The organism is Psychrobacter sp. AOP7-C1-14, from assembly GCF_052376135.1.
GTDB lineage: Bacteria > Pseudomonadota > Gammaproteobacteria > Pseudomonadales > Moraxellaceae > Psychrobacter.
The window spans coordinates 13170-33627 of record NZ_JBQSVH010000025.1 but is presented as its reverse complement, the minus strand read 5'-3'; the positions used below and the strand labels follow the sequence as shown (position 1 = coordinate 33627).

At 42.9% G+C, this 20458-nt stretch carries 15 protein-coding genes; 7 read left to right on the top strand and 8 right to left on the bottom strand.

Annotated elements, in window-relative coordinates:
• Positions 1 to 62 precede the first annotated feature (62 nt).
• The 6 genes from ACT3QN_RS12640 to dapC all read right to left on the bottom strand — a co-directional run bounded on the left by ACT3QN_RS12640 (position 63) and on the right by dapC (position 7617).
• Positions 63 to 611 (bottom strand): DUF421 domain-containing protein, encoded by a 549-nt coding sequence (locus ACT3QN_RS12640; protein ID WP_444521718.1) that lies wholly within the window; start codon positions 609 to 611, stop codon positions 63 to 65.
• A gap of 195 nt (positions 612 to 806) precedes the next feature.
• On the bottom strand, positions 807 to 1292 hold the full coding sequence (locus ACT3QN_RS12635) for an ABZJ_00895 family protein (RefSeq protein WP_444521719.1): 486 nt from the start codon (positions 1290 to 1292) through the stop codon (positions 807 to 809).
• A 75-nt stretch (positions 1293 to 1367) separates the two neighbouring features.
• Positions 1368 to 3410, bottom strand: a complete 2043-nt coding sequence (locus ACT3QN_RS12630) for a D-alanyl-D-alanine carboxypeptidase/D-alanyl-D-alanine-endopeptidase (protein WP_444529271.1) — start codon at positions 3408 to 3410, stop codon at positions 1368 to 1370.
• Between the two features lie 151 nt (positions 3411 to 3561).
• A complete protein-coding gene (locus ACT3QN_RS12625) occupies positions 3562 to 4167 on the bottom strand; it encodes a 3'-5' exonuclease (RefSeq protein WP_444527867.1) in 606 nt (201 codons plus the stop codon).
• A gap of 82 nt (positions 4168 to 4249) precedes the next feature.
• Positions 4250 to 6232, bottom strand: coding sequence for a DUF294 nucleotidyltransferase-like domain-containing protein (locus ACT3QN_RS12620; RefSeq protein WP_444529270.1), 1983 nt, complete (start codon positions 6230 to 6232; stop codon positions 4250 to 4252).
• Positions 6233 to 6387: 155 nt separating this feature from the next.
• Positions 6388 to 7617 (bottom strand): succinyldiaminopimelate transaminase, encoded by a 1230-nt coding sequence (gene dapC / locus ACT3QN_RS12615; RefSeq protein WP_444529269.1) that lies wholly within the window; start codon positions 7615 to 7617, stop codon positions 6388 to 6390.
• A 260-nt stretch (positions 7618 to 7877) separates the two neighbouring features.
• Between dapC and ACT3QN_RS12610 the strand changes: the two genes are divergently transcribed.
• The gene (locus tag ACT3QN_RS12610; protein WP_444521724.1) at positions 7878 to 8549 is read left to right on the top strand and encodes a hypothetical protein; all 672 of its coding nucleotides are present in this window, start codon (positions 7878 to 7880) and stop codon (positions 8547 to 8549) included.
• A gap of 81 nt (positions 8550 to 8630) precedes the next feature.
• On the opposite strand, the gene glnD is transcribed toward ACT3QN_RS12610, so the two are convergent.
• A complete protein-coding gene (gene glnD / locus ACT3QN_RS12605; RefSeq protein WP_444529268.1) occupies positions 8631 to 11387 on the bottom strand; it encodes a [protein-PII] uridylyltransferase in 2757 nt (918 codons plus the stop codon).
• 213 nt (positions 11388 to 11600) lie between these two features.
• Positions 11601 to 12392, bottom strand: a complete 792-nt coding sequence (gene map / locus ACT3QN_RS12600; protein WP_444527877.1) for a type I methionyl aminopeptidase — start codon at positions 12390 to 12392, stop codon at positions 11601 to 11603.
• Positions 12393 to 12706: 314 nt separating this feature from the next.
• Here map and ACT3QN_RS12595 point away from each other — a divergent pair, with 314 nt between their 5' ends.
• The 6 genes from ACT3QN_RS12595 (at position 12707) to ACT3QN_RS12570 (ending at position 20187) form a co-directional block, all read left to right on the top strand.
• On the top strand, positions 12707 to 13783 hold the full coding sequence (locus ACT3QN_RS12595; protein WP_444529267.1) for an esterase/lipase family protein: 1077 nt from the start codon (positions 12707 to 12709) through the stop codon (positions 13781 to 13783).
• A gap of 46 nt (positions 13784 to 13829) precedes the next feature.
• Positions 13830 to 14915 carry a lipase secretion chaperone gene (locus ACT3QN_RS12590; protein ID WP_444529266.1) on the top strand — a complete coding sequence of 362 codons (1086 nt, stop codon included), beginning with the start codon at positions 13830 to 13832 and terminating at the stop codon, positions 14913 to 14915.
• A gap of 380 nt (positions 14916 to 15295) precedes the next feature.
• Positions 15296 to 15781, top strand: coding sequence for an META domain-containing protein (locus tag ACT3QN_RS12585; RefSeq protein WP_444529265.1), 486 nt, complete (start codon positions 15296 to 15298; stop codon positions 15779 to 15781).
• 351 nt (positions 15782 to 16132) lie between these two features.
• Complete coding sequence (locus ACT3QN_RS12580; protein ID WP_444529264.1) at positions 16133 to 17095, top strand: Xaa-Pro aminopeptidase; 963 nt, start codon at positions 16133 to 16135, stop codon at positions 17093 to 17095.
• Positions 17096 to 17237: 142 nt separating this feature from the next.
• Positions 17238 to 17894 (top strand): hypothetical protein, encoded by a 657-nt coding sequence (locus tag ACT3QN_RS12575; RefSeq protein ID WP_444529263.1) that lies wholly within the window; start codon positions 17238 to 17240, stop codon positions 17892 to 17894.
• A 280-nt stretch (positions 17895 to 18174) separates the two neighbouring features.
• Complete coding sequence (locus tag ACT3QN_RS12570; protein WP_444527858.1) at positions 18175 to 20187, top strand: hypothetical protein; 2013 nt, start codon at positions 18175 to 18177, stop codon at positions 20185 to 20187.
• Positions 20188 to 20458 lie beyond the last annotated feature (271 nt).

Below are 20458 nucleotides of genomic sequence, written 5' to 3'. Positions count from 1 at the left end.
GATAATTAAATTCAAGCTTATTAGGGTGTGTCCTAAATAATTTGTTCTTTACTGTCTATAGTTTACATCAGCGGGTTAATTGTCTCTGATACCTTGCTGCTTATACCTTGACCATCGTCGCTCTTATCTGCTTGGCTTGGCTTTGGAATGACAGTAAGCTTCGCATCAGACTCAAAGACAATAGCTTCGACATCATCGAAACTATTAATCCCTTCAGTACGCATGGCACACTCAATTTCCTGACGAGTCAAGCGCTCATCACGCATAACATCTGGCAAAAACTGCCCTTGATAAAAAACAATACGTGGCTCTGACAAAATAAAATCACTAAATTGCGGTGAGATAGATGCGTATTTCGTCACCAAAAACTGTAAAAGATACAATACCAAAATAGATGAGAATCCTTCGATAAGAGGAATTTCCTTAAGTAAAATCGTGCTGGCACCCAACGAGCCGATCATGACGGTAACGACCCAGTCGAAATTGTTGAGCTGAGAGGTAGAGCGTTTACCAGAAGCTTTGGTCACCAGTACAATCAAAATATAAACAATAATTGTCGTCAAAATAATACGGCTAAGTTTGTCTATATTATCGAAAAAAAACATATCCATGAGGTTGGCTCCTATTACTAAAATCAAATAGTGCGTCGCTAATAGCATACTTATTTGGGTAAGATCTCACACAGTCGTTACTTGTAAGCTTCTTATACCATTTTGAAGGTAAATACATGCCTTAACGTTAGCCTAACGGATTTTGCACATGAGTAGGGGGAAACTTTGTAGCACCTTGTAGATGATGATTTGTACTTACGTTAGTCTGCGTATAGGGTCTAATAATCGATTGACAGCCCATAGGCTTATACGCGCGCTGACTAAAGTGAGCGCCAGCATTAGCATCAGTGATGAAAGCAAAGGCAGTGGACGCTGCATTGCCATTTCAAACAGTACCTCGCGGCTTATCGCATCAAACAGCCAAAGCCAAATGGCTGAAAAATAAATGACAGTTAATATCCAGACAATAATAACCCCACCAAACATCAATTTATTAATTTCATCTCGCGCTAGTGCTCGCTTTTGATGCTTGATGAATTTGCTGACAGCGATGTAGGCACCTATGATAATAGAAACCACCATGACCAACTGTGGGTTAAGCGCTAGTTTGGTTTGTATTATCATAAATATGGCACTGGCGAGCGTGTACCCAATCGCAAAAAAACCGACATATCGGGCCAGTTTAGGCTGAGCTTGTAGAGGCGTCTGAGGTTTGTTAAGACTGGTTGTCTGGCGTGACATAAGCTAACCTTTATAAAGATAAAAAATAGAATATTAGGGTCTGTTAAACATCGATTTAAAGTATTAATTAAAAAATTAGCGCTTTGCCGTCCAGTCGAGCATGGCATCTAATACAGGCCGCGCTGCATAAGGATTTAATGCTTGGTCGGTATTAATGATACCGACGACAACGTAATCTTGTCCTGACAACCCTTTGACATAACCTGCCATTGACGTGACATTGTTGAGCGTGCCAGTTTTTATCCATGCACGTCCAGTAGCGGCCGACTCAGGTAAGCGATCGCTATGGGCAGCAATAGTGCCACTAACTCCAGCGACCCCTAACGAGTCGACATAGGCCTCAAAATTTGGTCGACTATAAGCATAAGTTAGTAGCTCGCTTAGATTGGCGGCAGTGATAGTACACTCACGGCAAAGTCCTGAACCATTGGTCAAATAAGGAGGCGGTGTACTGAGGTTGGTTTGCCACCATTGATTGATGGTTTGTAAGGCTGCAGGATAATCTGTTGTAGCAGGCTTACCAAACTGATATAGGCTGCCAGCCTTTTTGCTACTAGATTGAACAGCTACCGCCTTGTTATCAGATGTATCATTAATGCTTGCTTCATGGTTGCTTGGATTAGTTGCAGTTGTGCTAGACGGTATTGCTTGATTCAGTCTTTCTTTATCATAAGCGCCTATAGATAGCGCCACTTGCTCAGCCATGACATTGTTTGAAAAGTGGTTAATGTCATGAATCTGCTTTGTCAAATTTAACGACGGGTAGCTGACCATAGGTAGAGGGGACATCGCGATAGCCGTAAGCCCGTGCGCTCGTTTTGTCGTTTTGGTCATATCGTAAGGGGTTTCTTGCGAGATTACCTGCCCACTTAAAGTATTACCTAACGCTTGCCATTTGGCAGCGACGACGTGTGAGGCAAACTCTTTGGCATTAGGATGTGCCACGTAAAAGACATGCTCACCGCAGCTCTCTGGCAGACTGGTATTTAATACGAGCTGTGTGGTCTGCCACTGCGGCGCTAGACTATAGCTTGCTTGCCCACAGCTGGCTACACGAGTATTTATTGTAGCAGGCAGTTGGTAGTCTGCTAACTGCGGCTTATAAGTCACACTTGCTTGGCCATTATCTTGAGGATAGGTTTTGATACCAATGGTACTAAAATTAACCAAAAAACCATCAGGACTGGCGTTATAAGGGCGTAGTGGTGAGTTATCAAAGGCGGCAGGATCTTTAGTGACATTGTTAAAAACTGTACTATCGAGGATGATGTCACCATCGATGTGATGAATACCTGATGCTTGCACTTGATACAGCAACTGCTTTAATCGCTCATGGGTCATTTTTGGATCACCACTTCCTTGAACAATCAAGTCGCCATGCAGACGGTCACCGATGACAACACCTGTATGATATACCCGCGTATGCCACACAAAATCGGCTCCCAAAGTATCTAAGGCAATGAAGCTAGGCACGAGCTTCATGGTGCTGGCAGGCGTACGGGGGATGTCGGACTGGTGATCTAGCACAGGCGAAAAGGAAATATTTATAGAGGATTTATTGTTGCTAGTGGTGTCTTGGCTTTTGCCGTTCTGAGTAAGCGTATGCTGAGGCTCGTCAGGGATAACCGTTGGAATGCTCTCTACACTCTGATAAGTATAAGGGTCGTCGGTATAAGTATGTATTTCACGCTCGTGCTTCTCAATGGTACGCTGCTCTATGGTGACTAGTGCGCTCTGATGGCTCGGATCGCTGACACTTGTATCTGTAGATGTATTGGTAGTCTGATGATCAGATATTGTATTAGATACAGATTGTCTGTCAGACTCATCATTATCAATGACTTGAATAGGAGTAGGCAGACGGCTGGCAGCCTTATCACCCACAGGTGTAATAACGATGCTGATATCCGCTTCTGTTAAGTTGGCACGCGCCAAGGCTTTTTGAATCGCTGCGGGTAACACGGCTTGTGCATGTATTGGTGCGACCATCACCGTTGCCAATAACGCTAATCTAGGTAGACGTTTACTAAGGTTATTTAGCGGTCGCAAATGACGACGAAGCGTAGTAATTTTGGTGGCAGCAGTAGAGTAATGACGGTGTTTAGAAGGGTATCGCATGAGCATCTTTCATCAGGTGGCAAAAACAGTCTATGGTAACATGAGTTGCTGTTTTCGCACACGAGGTCAGCCGCACAATTTTAGCAATAACGACGTCCTTATTTAGATAACTAACTCTAACTATCGATTGAACTGCGAGCATGCTTTACTGCTAACGCACATGTAAAAAAGCCATCGCCGTCATGACAGCATCATTATAAGCATCGTGCGCGCCCAGTTCAGGAATGTTGTAATGGGCTAGGATACGACTCAGATGTTGAGCTTGGCTAGATAAACCTTGTGTATGTCCACTGATACGTCGACTGTACAAGTGCCGCAAATCTATGACTTCGTTTGGTAGAGATGTTCCCATATAGCGTTTGACCAAAGGATTTAAAAAAGCCATGTCTAGCTTTGTGCAGAATCCAACAATTGGTCGATTACCTATGAATGGTAGCAGTAGTGCCAACATATCATCGTAACTCATCCCATGCTCAACGTCAGCGGTACGCAGGCCATGAATGACAATGGTGTCGCGGTCTGGCATCACAGGAGGTCTGCAAACTAAATACATGCCATTACCCGTGTCGATGGTATTGCCATTGATATGTATCGCTGCTACAGACAACAGGTGATGCTTTTTGGAGTTTAGCCCTGTCATTTCGCAGTCAATAGCCACCCACTGCTCAGCCGAAGGTGTCGTAAACATTGAGGCCAACTCTGGACGCTGCAATTGCGTCTTTTGCCAAGCGTACGATAACTGCTGTAACCAGCTCATATTAATCGCTCATTCATCTATGTTGTATTTGTATTTGAGACCTTTCTTTATTCATGAAGCCTCTGTATTAAGACTGCTACATTCATACGATTTCTAACTGATAGTGTTGACGCAATTGGTTTTTAAAGCTTTTGGCCACAGCCAGACACTCTTTGAGCAGATCACGCTCAAGCGCAGTCAAAGTCGTTGGATTTACTTGCCGTGCATGCTTATCGTCGGTTGAGAGCGCCACAGATAAGCGCTGCGCCATAAAAAACTCTAGCGCTTCTAGCAGAGTATCGGCGCGCTCTTGAGTCATAGCGTTAACTTGTACTAAGGCTTTTAAACGCGCTTTGGTACTAGGTGCTTCGAGCACATTGTTTTCTAATGCTAAGGTGCGGATACCATGAACCAATGGAAAGATACCGGCTTTTTTTAGGTCAATATCAGATGATGCTGATTTACCACTCAGTAAAGGCACAAATTTTTGCCACCATTGATTAACATCACCAAACTGTAGCGCTGCCCGTGCAAACTGCCTAACAAACATAGGATCTGCTTTTTGATGAGCAGGTTTTAACTGCTGACGTACTTGCGTGAGCAGTGACTCATCGCCGCAGACATATTCACCATCGAGTATCGCAGACAAGTAAATGCCGTGCATCGGGTCGGAGTTTCTAAACCATAAGTCAATTTGTGCAATGAATGGCTTGAGCGGTTGTCGCCACATAGGGTTGGTCATCATAATATTGCCATCACATAGTGGGTAGCCAAGCGTTGCTAGGTGATGGTTAAAAGTATCAGCGAACTGTGCTAGGTCAGGATGTGTATAGCCATCACGAATGATAAGCGCGTTGTCTTGATCGGTACGCATGATTTGCTCACCGCGACCTTCTGAACCCATAACGATAAGGCACGTGTTGGCTATCAATTCATCAGGTACGATTAGCTGCCATAGCTTGGTAAATACCTGTGCATTTAGCGTCTGTACCATACGACTGATATTGCCAATTTTGACACCGTTATGATGCTGTGCACGAATATAGCGGCCAATCAGCTCAACAGCGGTATCTAGGCTTGATAGGTCCTGTGCCTGTTCGATTTGAATACTAATGAGCTGTGAATGATGGCCAATGTGAGCGAGCATATCGCTTTGCCCCAGCACACCGACGACATCGCCATTTTTATCAATGACTGGCAGTCTATGAATACGATAGCGAGTCATGGTCAGCAGCGCATCACCAATCTCATCGCTGGCTTTGATGGTACGTAGATTAAAATTCGCATAGCGCTGGCAAGGAGTGGTAGCCGGATCTTGTCTATCATTTACGGCGCGGCAAATATCCGTATCGGTCAAAATTCCTAAGAGTAATTTTGTCTCAAGTCGCGCTGTTTGTGAGCTATCTAAACCATCTGGTTGTAAGCCGTCTAAATCATGTAAGCCATGTAGCGGTCGGACCAGCACATGTTTTAATCCAGCTTCGGTCATGATTCGAGCGGCTTCGTACAAGCTGTCATTGGCATTGACAATGTGAACTGGCAATAGATGAACATCTACTACTGGTTGCAGCATGATTTGCTGTACTTCTTGTTGATTGGTGTAGTTGGCAGGGTTTAGTGTTTTATTATGACGCCGCTGGCGCAATGCTTTTAATCGTTCAGGCAGCTTGTCTGATAGCATTTGGCGTACCAAATGATTTTGTGCGCTGATTTTATCCATAGTGTCACCAGCGACTTGGAGTAGTAAGGTCTCTTCATTAGCTCGGAATTGATAGGGCTGTATGGGCGTACTTTCAGACGATAGCTCATTACCTTTGGTAAATGACTCAGGCAGACGGCGACTGTCAAACCAATCGTTATTATTCAGACCGTCAGCGTGGTTGCTACCTACATAAGAAGCGACAAACTCACCATCTAGTGATTGCTCAATTTGCCCTTTGATGACCACATACAGACATTGCAGTTCTCCTGCAGGCAAGCTCTCATTTTTGGCAAGGTAGCGTATTTGGGTATTTTTTCTAATGCTTTGACGCTCGGCCAAGCTCAACACATCAAAGGGCGGCTGGCTAAAATCAAGATGGGGCATGGCATCATCCTTGATGGCATATTTTCGGTAGAAATTTTACTATAGCATTAATAAAACAAAAAGCCTTCAATAACCCTATTTATATTATGGCTATTGAAGGCTTTTTGATATGGAGATATTTATCTCAGCTACATTAGAATCTTTCTACATTGACTCTAAGCGCTTAATAGTTTTCGAATACGACTGATCGCTTCTCGGCTCTCATCGACACTCGCGACCAGAGCGATACGGACATAACCTTGTCCAGGGTTGTGATCATCAACTTCTCGTGACAAATAGCGTCCTGCCAATGCATGGATATTGGCTTGCTCATACAATGCTTTGACAAAGATTTCATCATCACTACCGAATTGCTCAGGCACTTTGACCCAAAAGTAAAACCCGGCGTCAGGCATACGTAACTCTAGCAACTCCCCAAGCTCAGACATCCATAGAGCAAATTTCTCTTGGTATAGCGCGCGATTATGAGCGACATGTTTTTCGTCCTGCCATGCAGCGATAGAGGCAAGCTGATGTGGTATAGGCATCGCACAACCTTGGTAAGTACGATATTGCAAATAAGCCTGCAATATTTTGGCATCACCGGCCACAAATCCAGAGCGTAAACCCGGTAAATTTGAACGTTTGGATAAAGAATGAAACACGATGCAATTTTTGAAATCACGACGACCAAGGGCCGCACAAGCTTGGAGCAATCCAATCGGTGCTGTATCAAAATACAGCTCGCTATAACACTCGTCACTGGCGATGATAAAACCATATTGATCTGACAGACGGATGAGATATTCCCAATCATCCATTGTCATTACAGAGCCTGTTGGATTGTTTGGACTACAGACGAACAATAACTGCGTACGCATCCAGACGTCTTTTGGTACCGCGCGATAGTCACCTTTGTAGTCATTATCTGAGGTACAAGGGACAAAGTAAGGCGTTGCTTGTGCCAGTATCGCCGCACCTTCGTATATTTGATAAAACGGGTTGGGCATGACAACGGTAGGCGATGTATTAGATGATACAGAGTTGCTCTCTTTATCAGCTATATCATGATCAACAACTGCTTGTACGAAGCTAAAAATCGCTTCACGTGTGCCCATTACGGGCAATACTTGATCATTGGCATCGACATGATTCAGAAAAAACCGCTTCTCTAACCAATGAGCAATGGTTTGACGCAGTTCAAACATACCGTTTGTGGTTGGATAACGACTTATTTTGTCCAAGTTTTCGCGTAGGACGTCCAGTACAAATGCTGGTGGCTCATGTTTTGGCTCGCCAATACCGAGCTTTATTTCGCTGTAACCGTTGGCAGGATTGCTATCGGCAAGTAATGCGGCCATTTTTGCGAACGGATAAGGGTGCAAATACGATAAGTTGTGATTCATAAGTGTGATAACTATAATAGACAATTAATAATAAAGTTATAAAGAAAGTTTACATTAGAGCAGTGTAGCACTTCTCTAATTTTTTGTCCTTTTCTTCTTATACCGTGAATAGGTCTTTACCAAACGGAAACTATTCAACGTACGGCTCATAAGTATGTAGCCGTCGAGAAGCCTTGTGAAACTTTCGTCATTTATAACCTATAACAACATAAAAAATGATTACTCAAAAAAGGGTTAGATCGTTTTAAGGATAATTTGATATGTCTAGTGCGCTAAATAATGATGACTCCATCGCTATAGATATCAATAATGAAAACCTTGATGACAGCTTACAGCGTTCCCAACTCTATAAACTCCTCAAAGAGCGCGAGCAATGCTGGTGGCAAGCGCGGCAGCAACTGATCGACCGTCAAGAAAAGAAAGTATTTTGGTTTGGCGAAAACAGCCTTATCATGTGGTTACTATGGCAGCTAGTCGGTTATGTGGTCGTGGCCATGGCACTGATGCTACTCAATAACATGCTAAATGTATCGCTGACGCTATGGCAGTATGTGTCATTATTTGTGTTGCAGACCTTAATCTTTATTGTTGCTTTTGCTGCTAAAGGCCAGTTGGCAAACAAACTGCAACGCAAAATAGATAATGATGAGTTGATGAGCGAAGAAGCACTAAATGAAATGGTTATTTTGGCAGAAGACAGTCTTTATCCTGATGTACATGCCAGATCGCCTATTTCTTTAGAAGCGTTAGATGACTATCTCAACGGGCAGTTTCATTTAGCCAGCTTGCAATGTTTGTTGCAAAAAGAAATCGACGCTGGGCGCCTAATAATGCAGCAGCAGCCGCTAGAAGTAGGGGTTTTACCGCCAGATCTTGCTGATGATGAACTGAACGAACATGCTAGCGAGATAACATATAGAAGCACGTTATAAAACGTACTTCTATAATATCTATCAAACTACTTTTGCTAGTTAATGTTCAAAACGATGGCTAACCAAAACTCTCTAATCGCATCAAAAATAGATTACGCTATTATGCTCTTTTTGAACGGTGAGACTGGCTAACAGCGCCGCTTTTAGTGCATCAAGCCTGTCTGCAGATAGTGGTTCATCGTTTTGATCACTGATATAGAACATATCTTCTGCACGTTCACCCAACGTTGTAATGCGAGCAGCATGAACTTCGATCTGCTCCTGTAAAAATACCTGTCCAACTCGCGCCAATAGTCCTGGCTGATCAAGTGTCTCTAGGCTCATGATATGTTGATCTGACGCCTCATTGAATTCAAAATTAATTACTGTTTTTACTTCAAAGTGTTTCAGCTGACGCGGCATACGTTTGTTTGTCAGCTTTAATACAGTGGGGTCTTTAAATGAGTCAATTAGGCGCTGTTTTAGTTCTTGCTGACTGTCTTCATCGACCAGCAGTGTGCCACTAGGATCAAGTAACACATAAGAATCTAGCGCAAAGTCACGGGTCGCTGTGATAATGCGTGCATCTAATACATCAAGATTCATCTGATCAAATACTGCCATAGTAACGGCAAATAGGTTCATCTGATCTTGAGTGTAGACAAAGACCTGTACTGCATCAAGCGCCAACTCACGATGCTCACGTAAGACAACCAATGGCGGACTATCCGCATTAGAAGCAAGACCAATCGGTGGATGATTCAAAATAGCTTCGGTATGCCATAAGATATCCTCTGCGATTTCTCGCAAAAAGTACTCATCCCCCAAATCATCCCACAAACGTAGGACTTCATCACGGTTCATATGTTGGTTATTGACATTGTCTAACATCGTCAAAGCTTGTTTGCGTGTGGCACTGATCATATCTTGACGATTGGTAGGCGCATCGATATCAGCACGCAAAATACGACGAGTCTGTGAATATAGCTGTTTCATAAGGGTTGCCCGCCAGCTGTTCCATAGCTGCGGATTGGTCGCATTCATATCAGCAACAGTCAATACGTACAAGTGATTCAAATGCGTGACGTTACCAATAAGATCAGAGAATATAGTCACCACTTCAGGGTCTGAAATATCTTTTTTCTGGGCAGTAATTGACATGAGAAGGTGGTAGCGCGTGAGCCAACCAACCAAATTCGCATCGGCCAAGCTCATACCATGTGATAAGCAGAACTCAATCGATTCTGTTTGACCAAGCTCACTATGGTCACCGCCGCGTCCCTTAGCAATATCATGGAACATCGCTGCCAGTACCAAAATTTCCTTGCGTTCGATACGTTGAAAGATAGAGCTGACCAATGGAAACTCTTCATGGAAAGCCGGATCTGTAAATCGGTGCAGGATTCTGATCAAAAATAAAGTATGCGCATCTACCGTATAACGATGGAATAAATCATATTGCATTAAGCCAGTGACTTGCGCAAAAGCAGGAATATAATTGCCCAATACCCCATAGCGATTCATAGTACGTAGACGATGGAATAGGTAGTTTTGCTCTTTTAGATTTGATAAAAACAACGCTTTATGAGTAGGGTTATCTCTATATATCTGATCAATTCCTCGTGCGGCAATCTTGAGTGCGCGCAAGGTATGGGTACGAACTTTATCGATGCCATGCTGACCCATCAATAGGAACATCTCTAAGATTGACTCGGGATGTTGTGCAAAAACTCGATGATGTGCGATGGCAATCTGATTGCCAATACGGTTAAATCGCGCATTTATAGGCTGCTTTTTTGGACGTTCGTCGTCCGGTAGCTGCGGTTCTATAATCGTTTCATAATAATGGTTGGTTAGCATCTCTGACAGCGTTGATATCTGCATAGCACAGCGATAGTAATCTCGCATAAACCGTTCGACCGCAGCATTAGGCTGGTCGTCGGGTTGGGTCTCATAACCCATTAGTTGAGCAATTTCACGCTGATAATCGAACAACAGCTTGTTTTCATTACGGCCCGTCAGTACATGTAAATAATGACGAATTTGCCATAAATATCCTTCTGCAAAGCTCAGCTCATCGAACTCTTTTTCAGTCAGAAAGTTCTGTTGAACTAAATCATATAGCTTGCCTACGCGAAAATAGCGCTTAGTGACCCAACCGATGATATGAATATCACGTAGCCCGCCAGGAGCTGTTTTGATATTGGGTTCAAGATTGAACTCGGTTGCATTGTGCTGCAAATAACGCGCTTTGGATTCTTCCATTTTTGCGTCAAAAAAAGTGCGAGGAGACCACTGTTTATTGACGATTTGCACAGGCATGTCTTGCAATGCTTCGTTGCCAATTAACAGACGAGCCTCTAGTTGCGCACTGGCAATCGTATGGTCAAGCGCCGCCTCTAGCGCATCATCAACACTACGTACAGAGAGCGCAGGCTCTAGTCCTATGTCCCATAGTAGCGCGACTAATTTATCAATTTTGCTACTGGCCTCAGCACCTATTTCATCGGGAGACAGCAGTAAAATATCGATGTCTGAAAAAAGTGATAGCTCACCGCGCCCGTAGCCACCAGTCGCAAAAAATGCTAAATCAGTCTTATCCAGCTCAAACCATTTATACAATGCAATCAATAGACTATCGATAGCGCAAGCACGCGCCGTAACCAACTGGCGAATGTTGGTGCCACGTTCTAGCGAACGGCTGATATCGTCGTTGATTTGTGTCAACCATTCAGGTATACCGAGAAGATTCTTGTCTGTCGTATTTTTGGCTGATAGTGGAGATGAGTCTGTCGCGACCTCGTTCGGTAGTAACGGTAAAGGCGTCAGATTAACAGAGGCGATATCACAATTAAACATGAGTGTTATCCAGTTAAGAGTTTAGAAATAGAACGTTTGAGCTGAGAATTATTGGGTAACTAACGTACTGATGACTAATAAATGTGCCAACAAGTATATCAATATAAGCTATTAGGTCATCTGAGTATAAAGACAAAACGTACATAAGCACAATACTCAATATGCTCTAATTAAAGGCCAAAAAAAAGACCGCCTAAGCGATCTTTGATTGTACTACTGTGTCAGAAAACTCAAATCTTCTTCGGGGCGAGTGGTAAATACCTCACAACCATTGTCTGTTACGACCATGGTATGCTCCCATTGAGCAGACAGTTTGCGGTCTTTAGTAATTGCTGTCCATTCATCTGGCAAAATCTTAGTCTGCCATGTGCCTTGATTAATCATAGGCTCAATGGTAAACGTCATGCCAGTTTTTAGCTCAAAACCAGTGCCTTTTTTGCCATAGTGCATGACTTGTGGCTCGTGATGAAATTCGTCACTGATACCATGACCACAGAACTCGCGAACGATACTAAAGCGTTCAGGCTCGACAACGGCTTGAATAGCCGCGCCAATATCACCCAAACGAGCACCATTTTTGACCACGCTCATACCTGCATAAAGGGCATCTTGTGCCACTTTGCAAATACGCTGTGCCATAATAGAGCCGTTGCCAACGATCCACATTTTTGAGGTATCGCCGTAGTAACCGTCTTTGATAACCGTTACGTCGATGTTGATAATATCACCATCTTTTAGCAGCTTGCTTTCAGTTGGAATGCCGTGACAGACAACGTGGTTGATTGAGGTACAGATAGATTTTGGAAAACCATTATAGTTAAGTGGCGCAGGAATAGCCTGCTGTACATTAACGATATAGTCATGCGCGATTTGATTGAGCGCTTCGGTACTGACACCCACTTTGACATGCTCGTCGAGCATCACAAGGACATCACTAGCAAGTTTACCGGCCACGCGCATTTTTTCTATGGCTTCTGGGGACTGAATAAGAGTTTTTTTAGTCATCATAATATATCTTATAATTATGGGTTCGTTGTGGCTAGATTATACCATAAACGTACTGGCGACACTTTGATGTTAAGTGATAGTGACCCTAACATCATCTTTGATAATAATTGCTTTACAGTATGGTTAGCCTTTGTATGACTTGCTAGTCAAATCAATATATTCATATTTTGACAAATTAGTTGAATATTGAAGAATATATCAGTACTGTAAGTTTGACTGCTAACGGAATTAGCGGCAATTCTTACTGTTTCTATGTTTGCTGGTTTTAGGCAGTAGGGATAATTAAAATCAATGATAACAAGGATGTTGTTATGACGCTTGCTTTGTACATTCGTGCAGCTATCGCACCAAAAACGTTTTTACCAATACTGGGTTCAGTCAGTACGGGTATCCTTCTAATGACTATGCAAACCACCTCTGCACAAGCTGCAGGCCAATACTATAATTGTGCCAATGCTAACGGCTGCAAGTTGGTGGATAGTAAATACTTCACATCTAGTTACACTAAAACGCAGTATCCAGTCGTCTTAGCACACGGTCTTGGCGGCTTTACGACACTGTTCGGGGTCATTGATTACTTCAACGGAATTCCTGGAGACTTGATGAAAGGTGGTTCAGAGGTATATACCACCAAAACATCAGCGGTCAATAACAGCGAAGTCCGAGGTGAGCAACTGCTTCAACAGGTCAAGACCATTGCTGCGATTTCAGGTGAGTCTAAAGTCAATTTATTTGGTCACAGTCAGGGCGGTATAGATATCCGTTATGTCGCTGGCGTCGCGCCAAAGTACGTGGCTTCGGTAACCGCAGTATCAAGTCCAGAGCAGGGATCAAAAACCGCTGATTTTGTTAAAAGTGTCCTTGAGCCAAATAATACTTCGGGAGAACCATCCAATGTCACCACCCAGTTAGTATCAGGTGTGTTTAATCTGATCGGTGGCTTTACAGATATTGGGTCGGGTATCAGTTTTAATCAAATTCAACAACAAGATGGCTGGCAAGCGCTCGTAGCTCTATCGACCGATGGTGCAGCTAAGTTTAATGCCAAATTTCCTGCAGCAATGCCAAAAAACTACTGTGGTCAGCCGACCAATACTGCGGTTAATGGCATCAAGTATTATTCATTTAGTGGCGTTGGGCAAATAACAAGCGCACTTGACCCTAGCGATTATCTATTGGTCGCAACGGGCGTACCGTTTGTAGGTGAGTCTAACGATGGACTGGTATCTGCCTGCTCAAGTCGTCTTGGTTATGTGATTCGTGATAACTATAGAATGAACCATTTGGATTCCGCTGATCAAGTCTTGGGTCTGACGGCATGGGGAGAGTCTGAGCCAAAATCTATCTATCGTACTCAGGTAAACCGCCTGAAAAACGCTAACCTATAAGCTGAACCGCAAAATAAGAATACTCATTGATTGAGAAATATCGTTTATGTCACATAACCGCCGTCAAATCTATGTAACAGTTGCTATCATCGCTGTGGTTGTCATAGCCACAGCGGCGGTTATTTTGTGGTTCAAACCTGATAGTAATGATATAAATTCAGCTTCGACCAAGCCCTCTGTCTCCGATAATGAGAATAGTGAGTTAGTGACAACTGAGTTGGCTGCGGGACAAGTCGTAAAAGCTATAACGACACCTAGCCAGTCTCAATTTGTCACAGGATTGGAAAATTTACCACGCTCATTACAGGGCACTCAAATTGATGGTGAAATTATTATCGATGAAAATAAACAGTTAGTCGTTACTGAAGGTCTGCGGCGTTTGTTTGATTATTTTTTATCAGCATTAGGTGAGGAAGAAGAAGCTACTATATTTGCACGTGTGGAAAGTTATATTCGCCATCACACACCAGAGCCTGCCGCTAGCCAAGCGGTCACTATTTTTAATCAATATGTTGCCTATCTTAAAGCACTTCCTGAGATAGAAAAGCGCTACGGTAATCTGCAACTACAAGCGACCAAAAGTGGTAAGCTGGATTTGAACGCAGTTGCTCAGCAAAAACAAGATATCGCTAATCTACGTCAGCAGTACTTTGATAAGCCAACGATTACAGCGTTCTTTGGCGCAGAAGATGATTACGATAATTATAGTATAGAAATGGTCAGAATTGACCAAGATAAGCAGATGTCTGACGTGCAAAAACAAGCTGCCCGTCAGGAATATATCAGTCGATTGCCAGAGAGTGCTACTAAAGCCAATATCATGCAACAAGCCAATATTAGCGAATTGATAACTCGCACCGAACAGATGAAAGCTCGCGGTGCAACGCCTGAGGAGCTATATAATATGCGCCGAGAGCTAGTAGGCGCACCAGCAGCAAAAAGGCTGGCACAAGTAGACCAAGAAGACGCTAATTTTGATCAACGCTTCACCCAGTATGAAACTCAAAAAAATCGCTTATTAAGCCAAAGTGTCGATGCAGCCCAAACGCAAATTCAAATCAATCAGCTGGAACAGCAATTATTTAACGATACTGAGCGTAAGCGTCTAGATGGTTATGCAGCATTGCAATGACAGCAAGCTGTGAATAATCCATAATTCTCGTAAGTAGTGATCAATAGCTATCATTAATAGTCATCGTTGATATGGATGGATAGCGTTAGCGGTATGTAGTCAGCAGATCATTTTGGTACTGGTAAGAGCAAGTAGTCAGATATCTGCAAAGTTGTACAAAGTGTATTCCGAATAACTACTCAGTTTATGATGACACCTCACTATGATTCATGCACAATAGTGCAATTGTTTAGAGTATCAAATAAAACAATAAATGAATCATAATAAGTCTGAACTTTTACTATGTTTATTAGAGATTACCGATTGTCTATTAGAGCTAATGGCTCATACAGATAGTATGTTTAGTAAAAGTAACGGATGTAATAAAGCGAGGAGTTGATATGAAGAGCATGACTAAAGTAATGATGGCCGCGACATTGGCAGTTGGTACGCTTGCTGCGGGTTGTCAGACGACGAATTTGCCTGCGCCAGTCAGCCAACCAATCACTGCAGATGTCTTGCAGGCACATAACTGGCAGCTCGTTGATGCCAAACGTAGCAATGGTGATAAAGTAACGCAGCTGTTTTTTGACCCAGAAAAGCCTTTAACGTTGAATTTTATGAATGATAACGGTAGAGATTACGTGGCATTCATAAATACCTGCAATAGCATGGGTGCTGGATATAGTGTCGCAAATGGTGAGGTAGAGATTAAAAACGGTATCAGTACTATGATGGCCTGTCCTGAGCCGCAAGCCAGTTTTGATACAGCCGCACTGGCCACTGTACAAGGTGAATATAGCCTCAGCAAGAATGCCAACAATGTACCTATTTTGACTGTCAAAAATGATGATCAAGTTGCTTATTTTAAAGCTGTTGCTAAGTAGCGTAATGACCGAGTAAAAATTTTGGATTAGTTCGTGAAATCAATCGGCTGAAGTTGTTCAATTGAAATTTCGCTTCTTAAAAGACAGAATGTCTCACTAATAAGTGGGGCATTTTTTTTATCCAAAATTTAGTCCAGTTTAGGATACACTAGTGTAGTGTTTCTGTAATATCTTTGATTTTTAAATCGTTGGGTGGTGGTTTCGAGTTTGTATCGATACCGACCGCCTTTTTAGATATTTATCACACTTTTATCATCAAACTCTGTTGGGTATGACGCTATGCTAAAAACTGCCACAAATAAAACAACCATATGTGAAGAGAACCTATCTAGAGCGATCATAGATAGTTTGATGATAAAAGCACCTATTGCCATTGGTGTATTTGCTGCGCTAACCGGTTGCCAGACATTACCCAACAAACCAGTCAGTACATCTGTCAGCACAGTCGAAACCAATCCGCTGACGGCACGTATGCCTGTGATTGATCGCCAAGGACACATTGCCTATATAGAAGAGCAGGGTGTAGGGGCGGCAAAAGTATCAACACTTTATAGTATTCGTCCTGATGGTAGCGATCGTCAGCTCATTGATCAGCTTAATGGCTATATCTATGCGCCAGCATGGTCGGCAGACGGACAACTACTTGCCTATAGCAAACAAGCCCCGCGTGAGCATCCTAAAATCTATATCTATGATGGTAGTAGCGATACGCCCAATCTAGTGGTAAATGCTGAAGGTAGCAATATGTCAGCGTCATTCTCACCCGATGGTCAAGATTTGCTTTATAGCTCTACTGTCGGTGGTAATGCTGACATCTATAAAATGCGTCTGAGTGATGGGAATATCCAGCAGTTAACGACCCTACCTAGTACAGAGGTACAGCCAAGTTATGCTGCGGATGGCCAGAGCTTTGTCTATACCAGTGATAAAGTCCGTGCTGGACGACCGAGAATTTATCGTTATGACTTTGCTACGGGCAATGCGACACCTATATTAACAAATGGCTATGTGGCCAGTCCGCAGCTTAGCTTGGATGGTGAGCGTATGGCTTATCTAAATGGTCGCAAGGCGGCTATCATGACTTTGACGACTGGACAGGTGGTCAACTTGGCGGAAACAGGACTTGATGAGCCTGCACGTTTATCTCCCTCTGGAAATTATGCTGTCTATCCAACTCGTCGTTTAAATGTAGGCGGGCAAGTCGCAGGCCAAAGTAGTAGCAGTTTGGTTATTCACTCACTGTCAGGCAATACCAGCTATGCTATTAGCGGTCAGAATGGTGGAGTTGTACGGTCACCGATATGGGGCCGTTAGAGAAATATGTCTTATGCCGTGATTTGTATATATACTTGTTTGTAAAACAACATAAGTTTATAAAAATTAAGCGATGAGCACGAGCTTTTGTAGTAGGTTACTACAAATCGCAGATTAGGTTGATAAAGGGAGAACCCGCGTAATGCAAGAGGCTTTTTTAGTGTTTATCACCAAAATAAGTTTATATCCGACGATTGTTTTCACCGGTCTTGTGATGTTCGTTACCTTATATTGGGTGGTATCTTTGCTCGGCATGGCAGATATGGATAGTGTGGATTTTGGGGAGTCAGGTAGCGATGCTGCGGTTTCTGATTTATCGTCGACCGGTTTTTTTACAGGCCTCATGCTGAAGTTTGGTCTTTACGGTGTACCGTTAATCATTATATTAAGTCTTATTAGTTTAATCGGTTGGTTATTGAGCTATTTGTATACCAGTTTCTTACATCAAAACTTCGACTCTGGTGTTCTGTATTATGTCTTTGGCACAGGAGCACTGATATTTGTATTGGTTGTTTCTATGTGGCTGACAGGTATTATTATTTCACCCATCCGCAAAAACATTGCCAGAATCCCTAAACGTAACTCTGCTAATAATATCGGTAAAATCGCGATTGTACGCACACTTAGTGTGACGGACAAACACGGTGAGGCAGAATTGAATGATGGCGGTGCAGGGTTGATACTTAAGGTTCGTTCAGATAATAGTACCAGCTTATTCAAAAAGGGCGATAGAGTGATGTTGGTAGAGTACCTAGAAGAAGCAAACACCTATCGAGTCGCTCCTATTAAAGACAAATAATTATAAATTATTTAATCGACACGACTTTTTATCATCGCTTTTAGCATAGAGTAGACTCGAAAATTGGATAAGCGATGATGAACAATAAACAGCAAGTTAGCTAAAAAGTTTCTGTTTTTTACATCATAAGAACGGTTTTAAATTTGGTCATTATCGGTTCAATTAGTCCAGATATGAGAAAGGCAAGTGAAGCTACTACATGGAGTAGATTGAGCAAGCTTTACTGAGCATTTGATGGATATAGAACTGATTATAGAATGTTTTAATTAAAGGAATAAACATGGACATACTCATTATCGTCGGCGTGGTTGTGGTGCTGGCGTTTGTTTTCGTGATGGCAGCACTATTAATGCTCAAAGCCTTTTACTTCAAGGTTGAGCAGGGCAAAGCGCTAATTATCAATGGTGTGAGCAAAATAGCCGTACGTTTTGATGGTGGCTTTGTTTGGCCAGTTATCAATAAAAAAGAGCTGATGAGAATCTCGCTCATCACGTTAGAGGTAGATAGACGTGGTAAAGAAGGCTTGATTTGCGCAGACAACATGCGTGCTGATATCACTGTGGCATTTTATTTACGCGTCAATGAAACCGAAGAAGATGTACTAAAAGTTGCCAAATCAGTCGGAGTTGAGAGAGCTTCAGACAAAGTCGCTGTTAATGAGCTGTTTAATGCCAAGTTTTCTGAAGCACTAAAAACCGTTGGTAAGCAAATAGACTTCGTCAAACTGTTCGAAAATCGCAGTGAGTTTCGTGACAGTATCGTTCAAGAAATTGGTAACGATCTAAACGGCTATGTCCTAGAAGATGTCGCGATTGATTATCTAGAGCAAACGCCAAAAATGTCATTAGATTCAAGTAATATCTTGGATTCTGAAGGTATCAAAAAGATTACCCAGTTAACTGCCACGCAAAATGTTATTACCAATGAGCTTGAGCGTGACGAAGAGCTAGCGGTCAAGAAAAAGAACGTTGAAACCAGAGAGGCGATGCTAGAGCTTGAGCGTCAACAAGCTGATGCGGAAGCCAAGCAGAAGCGCGAAATCTCGTCAGTGATAGCTCGAGAAACGGCCGAAACTCGCAAAATTGAAGAAGAAGAGCGCAAAAAGTCTGAAACCGCGATTATCACGGTTGAGCAAGACTTGGCGATTCAGCGTGAAAATCAGCAGCGTGAGATCGAAGTGGCTGGCCAAAATCGTTTGCGCGCCGTCGTTATCGAAGAAGAGAAAGTCACGCGTGCTCGTGATTTAGAAGTCGTCTCTCGTGAACGTGAAGTTGATCTGCAACGTATCGAAGCAGAACGTGCCATTGAGCTTGAGAAAAAAGAAATCGCCAATGTGATTCGTGAGCGTATCGCGGTAGACAAAACTGTGGCACAAGAAGAAGAGCGCATCAAAGAGGTTCGTGAAGTTAGTGAAGCGGATCGAGATAAGCAAACTCGCGTCTTAGCAGCCGAAGCCGATGCCGAAGAGCTCAAAGTACGTCAGGTCAAAAAAGCAGAAGCAGAAGAGTTGTCTGCTAAGCACAAAGCTGTTGAAATTACGACGCTTGCTGCCGCTAATCTTGAAGCATCAGCCAAAGATTCAGAAGCCAAAATTAAAATGGCCGAAGGTATCAAAGCAGAAAAGTCGGCACATGGTTTCGCCGAAGCCGCTATTCAAGAAGCCAAGGCTTCATCGCTTGAAAAAGAAGGCATCGCTAAAGCCAACATCATCAAAGCGACAGGACAAGCCGAAGCGCAATCAGAACGTGAAAAAGGCATGGCAGATGCCGAAGTTATCGCGGCTCGCGGCGAATCTACCGCCAGAGCTGAGCGTGAAAAAGGCATGGTCGATGCTGAAATCATCGCGGCTCGCGGTGAGTCTAGTGCCAAAGCAGAACGCGAAGTTGGATTGGCAAAAGCCGAAGTTACTCGCGCGCACTTCCAAGCCGAAGCAGATGGTCTGGTCGAAAAATTCAATGCTATGGGTAGTATGAATAAAGAAGCGCGTGAGCACGAAGAGTTCCGCATGGGGCTTGAAACTGCCTTGCAAGAAGCGCTTGCTTCTATTGACGCTGGTAAAGAGATTGCCAAAGAAAATGCTGAAGTATTGGCAGTGGCGCTACAGAAAGCCAAAATTGATATTGTTGGCGGCGAAGCGCATTTCTTTGACAACTTTGCCAAGTCACTGTCTATCGGTAAAGCCATTGATGGCTTAGCGGGTAAGTCAGATACGTTAAGCGGTATCATCAATGGCGTGATGGCCAGTCAAGCCATGAAAACCAATCAGCAAAATGATGATAAAACGACTTATTAATATGGTTGGAATAACTCATATTGGTACGCAGATTTTTATCTAACAGTATGAGCGAGAAATAGTCATTACAATAATAAATCTGTCGTTTAGGCGGCAGATTTTTTTGGCTAACTCACGGTGATTCAGAACGATGAATAACGATGAGTTGGCTAATCTAAAAAAATACTATCACGCTCTTAACGCTTAAAAACGCTTTAAATCAAAGCTTCTTAAGCAAAATAAAAAGCTACGTTTTTTTAGATTAGCTATGTGCTTTTTTACTTTCAATGAT

Coding starts and splice junctions, on each gene's coding strand:
- ACT3QN_RS12640 (WP_444521718.1), bottom strand. CDS start 611: ATGGATATGTTTTTTTTCGATAATATAGACAAACTTAGCCGTATTATT.
- ACT3QN_RS12635 (WP_444521719.1), bottom strand. CDS start 1,292: ATGTCACGCCAGACAACCAGTCTTAACAAACCTCAGACGCCTCTACAA.
- ACT3QN_RS12630 (WP_444529271.1), bottom strand. CDS start 3,410: ATGCGATACCCTTCTAAACACCGTCATTACTCTACTGCTGCCACCAAA.
- ACT3QN_RS12625 (WP_444527867.1), bottom strand. CDS start 4,167: ATGAGCTGGTTACAGCAGTTATCGTACGCTTGGCAAAAGACGCAATTG.
- ACT3QN_RS12620 (WP_444529270.1), bottom strand. CDS start 6,232: ATGCCCCATCTTGATTTTAGCCAGCCGCCCTTTGATGTGTTGAGCTTG.
- dapC (WP_444529269.1), bottom strand. CDS start 7,617: ATGAATCACAACTTATCGTATTTGCACCCTTATCCGTTCGCAAAAATG.
- ACT3QN_RS12610 (WP_444521724.1), top strand. CDS start 7,878: ATGTCTAGTGCGCTAAATAATGATGACTCCATCGCTATAGATATCAAT.
- glnD (WP_444529268.1), bottom strand. CDS start 11,387: ATGTTTAATTGTGATATCGCCTCTGTTAATCTGACGCCTTTACCGTTA.
- map (WP_444527877.1), bottom strand. CDS start 12,392: ATGACTAAAAAAACTCTTATTCAGTCCCCAGAAGCCATAGAAAAAATG.
- ACT3QN_RS12595 (WP_444529267.1), top strand. CDS start 12,707: ATGACGCTTGCTTTGTACATTCGTGCAGCTATCGCACCAAAAACGTTT.
- ACT3QN_RS12590 (WP_444529266.1), top strand. CDS start 13,830: ATGTCACATAACCGCCGTCAAATCTATGTAACAGTTGCTATCATCGCT.
- ACT3QN_RS12585 (WP_444529265.1), top strand. CDS start 15,296: ATGAAGAGCATGACTAAAGTAATGATGGCCGCGACATTGGCAGTTGGT.
- ACT3QN_RS12580 (WP_444529264.1), top strand. CDS start 16,133: ATGATAAAAGCACCTATTGCCATTGGTGTATTTGCTGCGCTAACCGGT.
- ACT3QN_RS12575 (WP_444529263.1), top strand. CDS start 17,238: ATGCAAGAGGCTTTTTTAGTGTTTATCACCAAAATAAGTTTATATCCG.
- ACT3QN_RS12570 (WP_444527858.1), top strand. CDS start 18,175: ATGGACATACTCATTATCGTCGGCGTGGTTGTGGTGCTGGCGTTTGTT.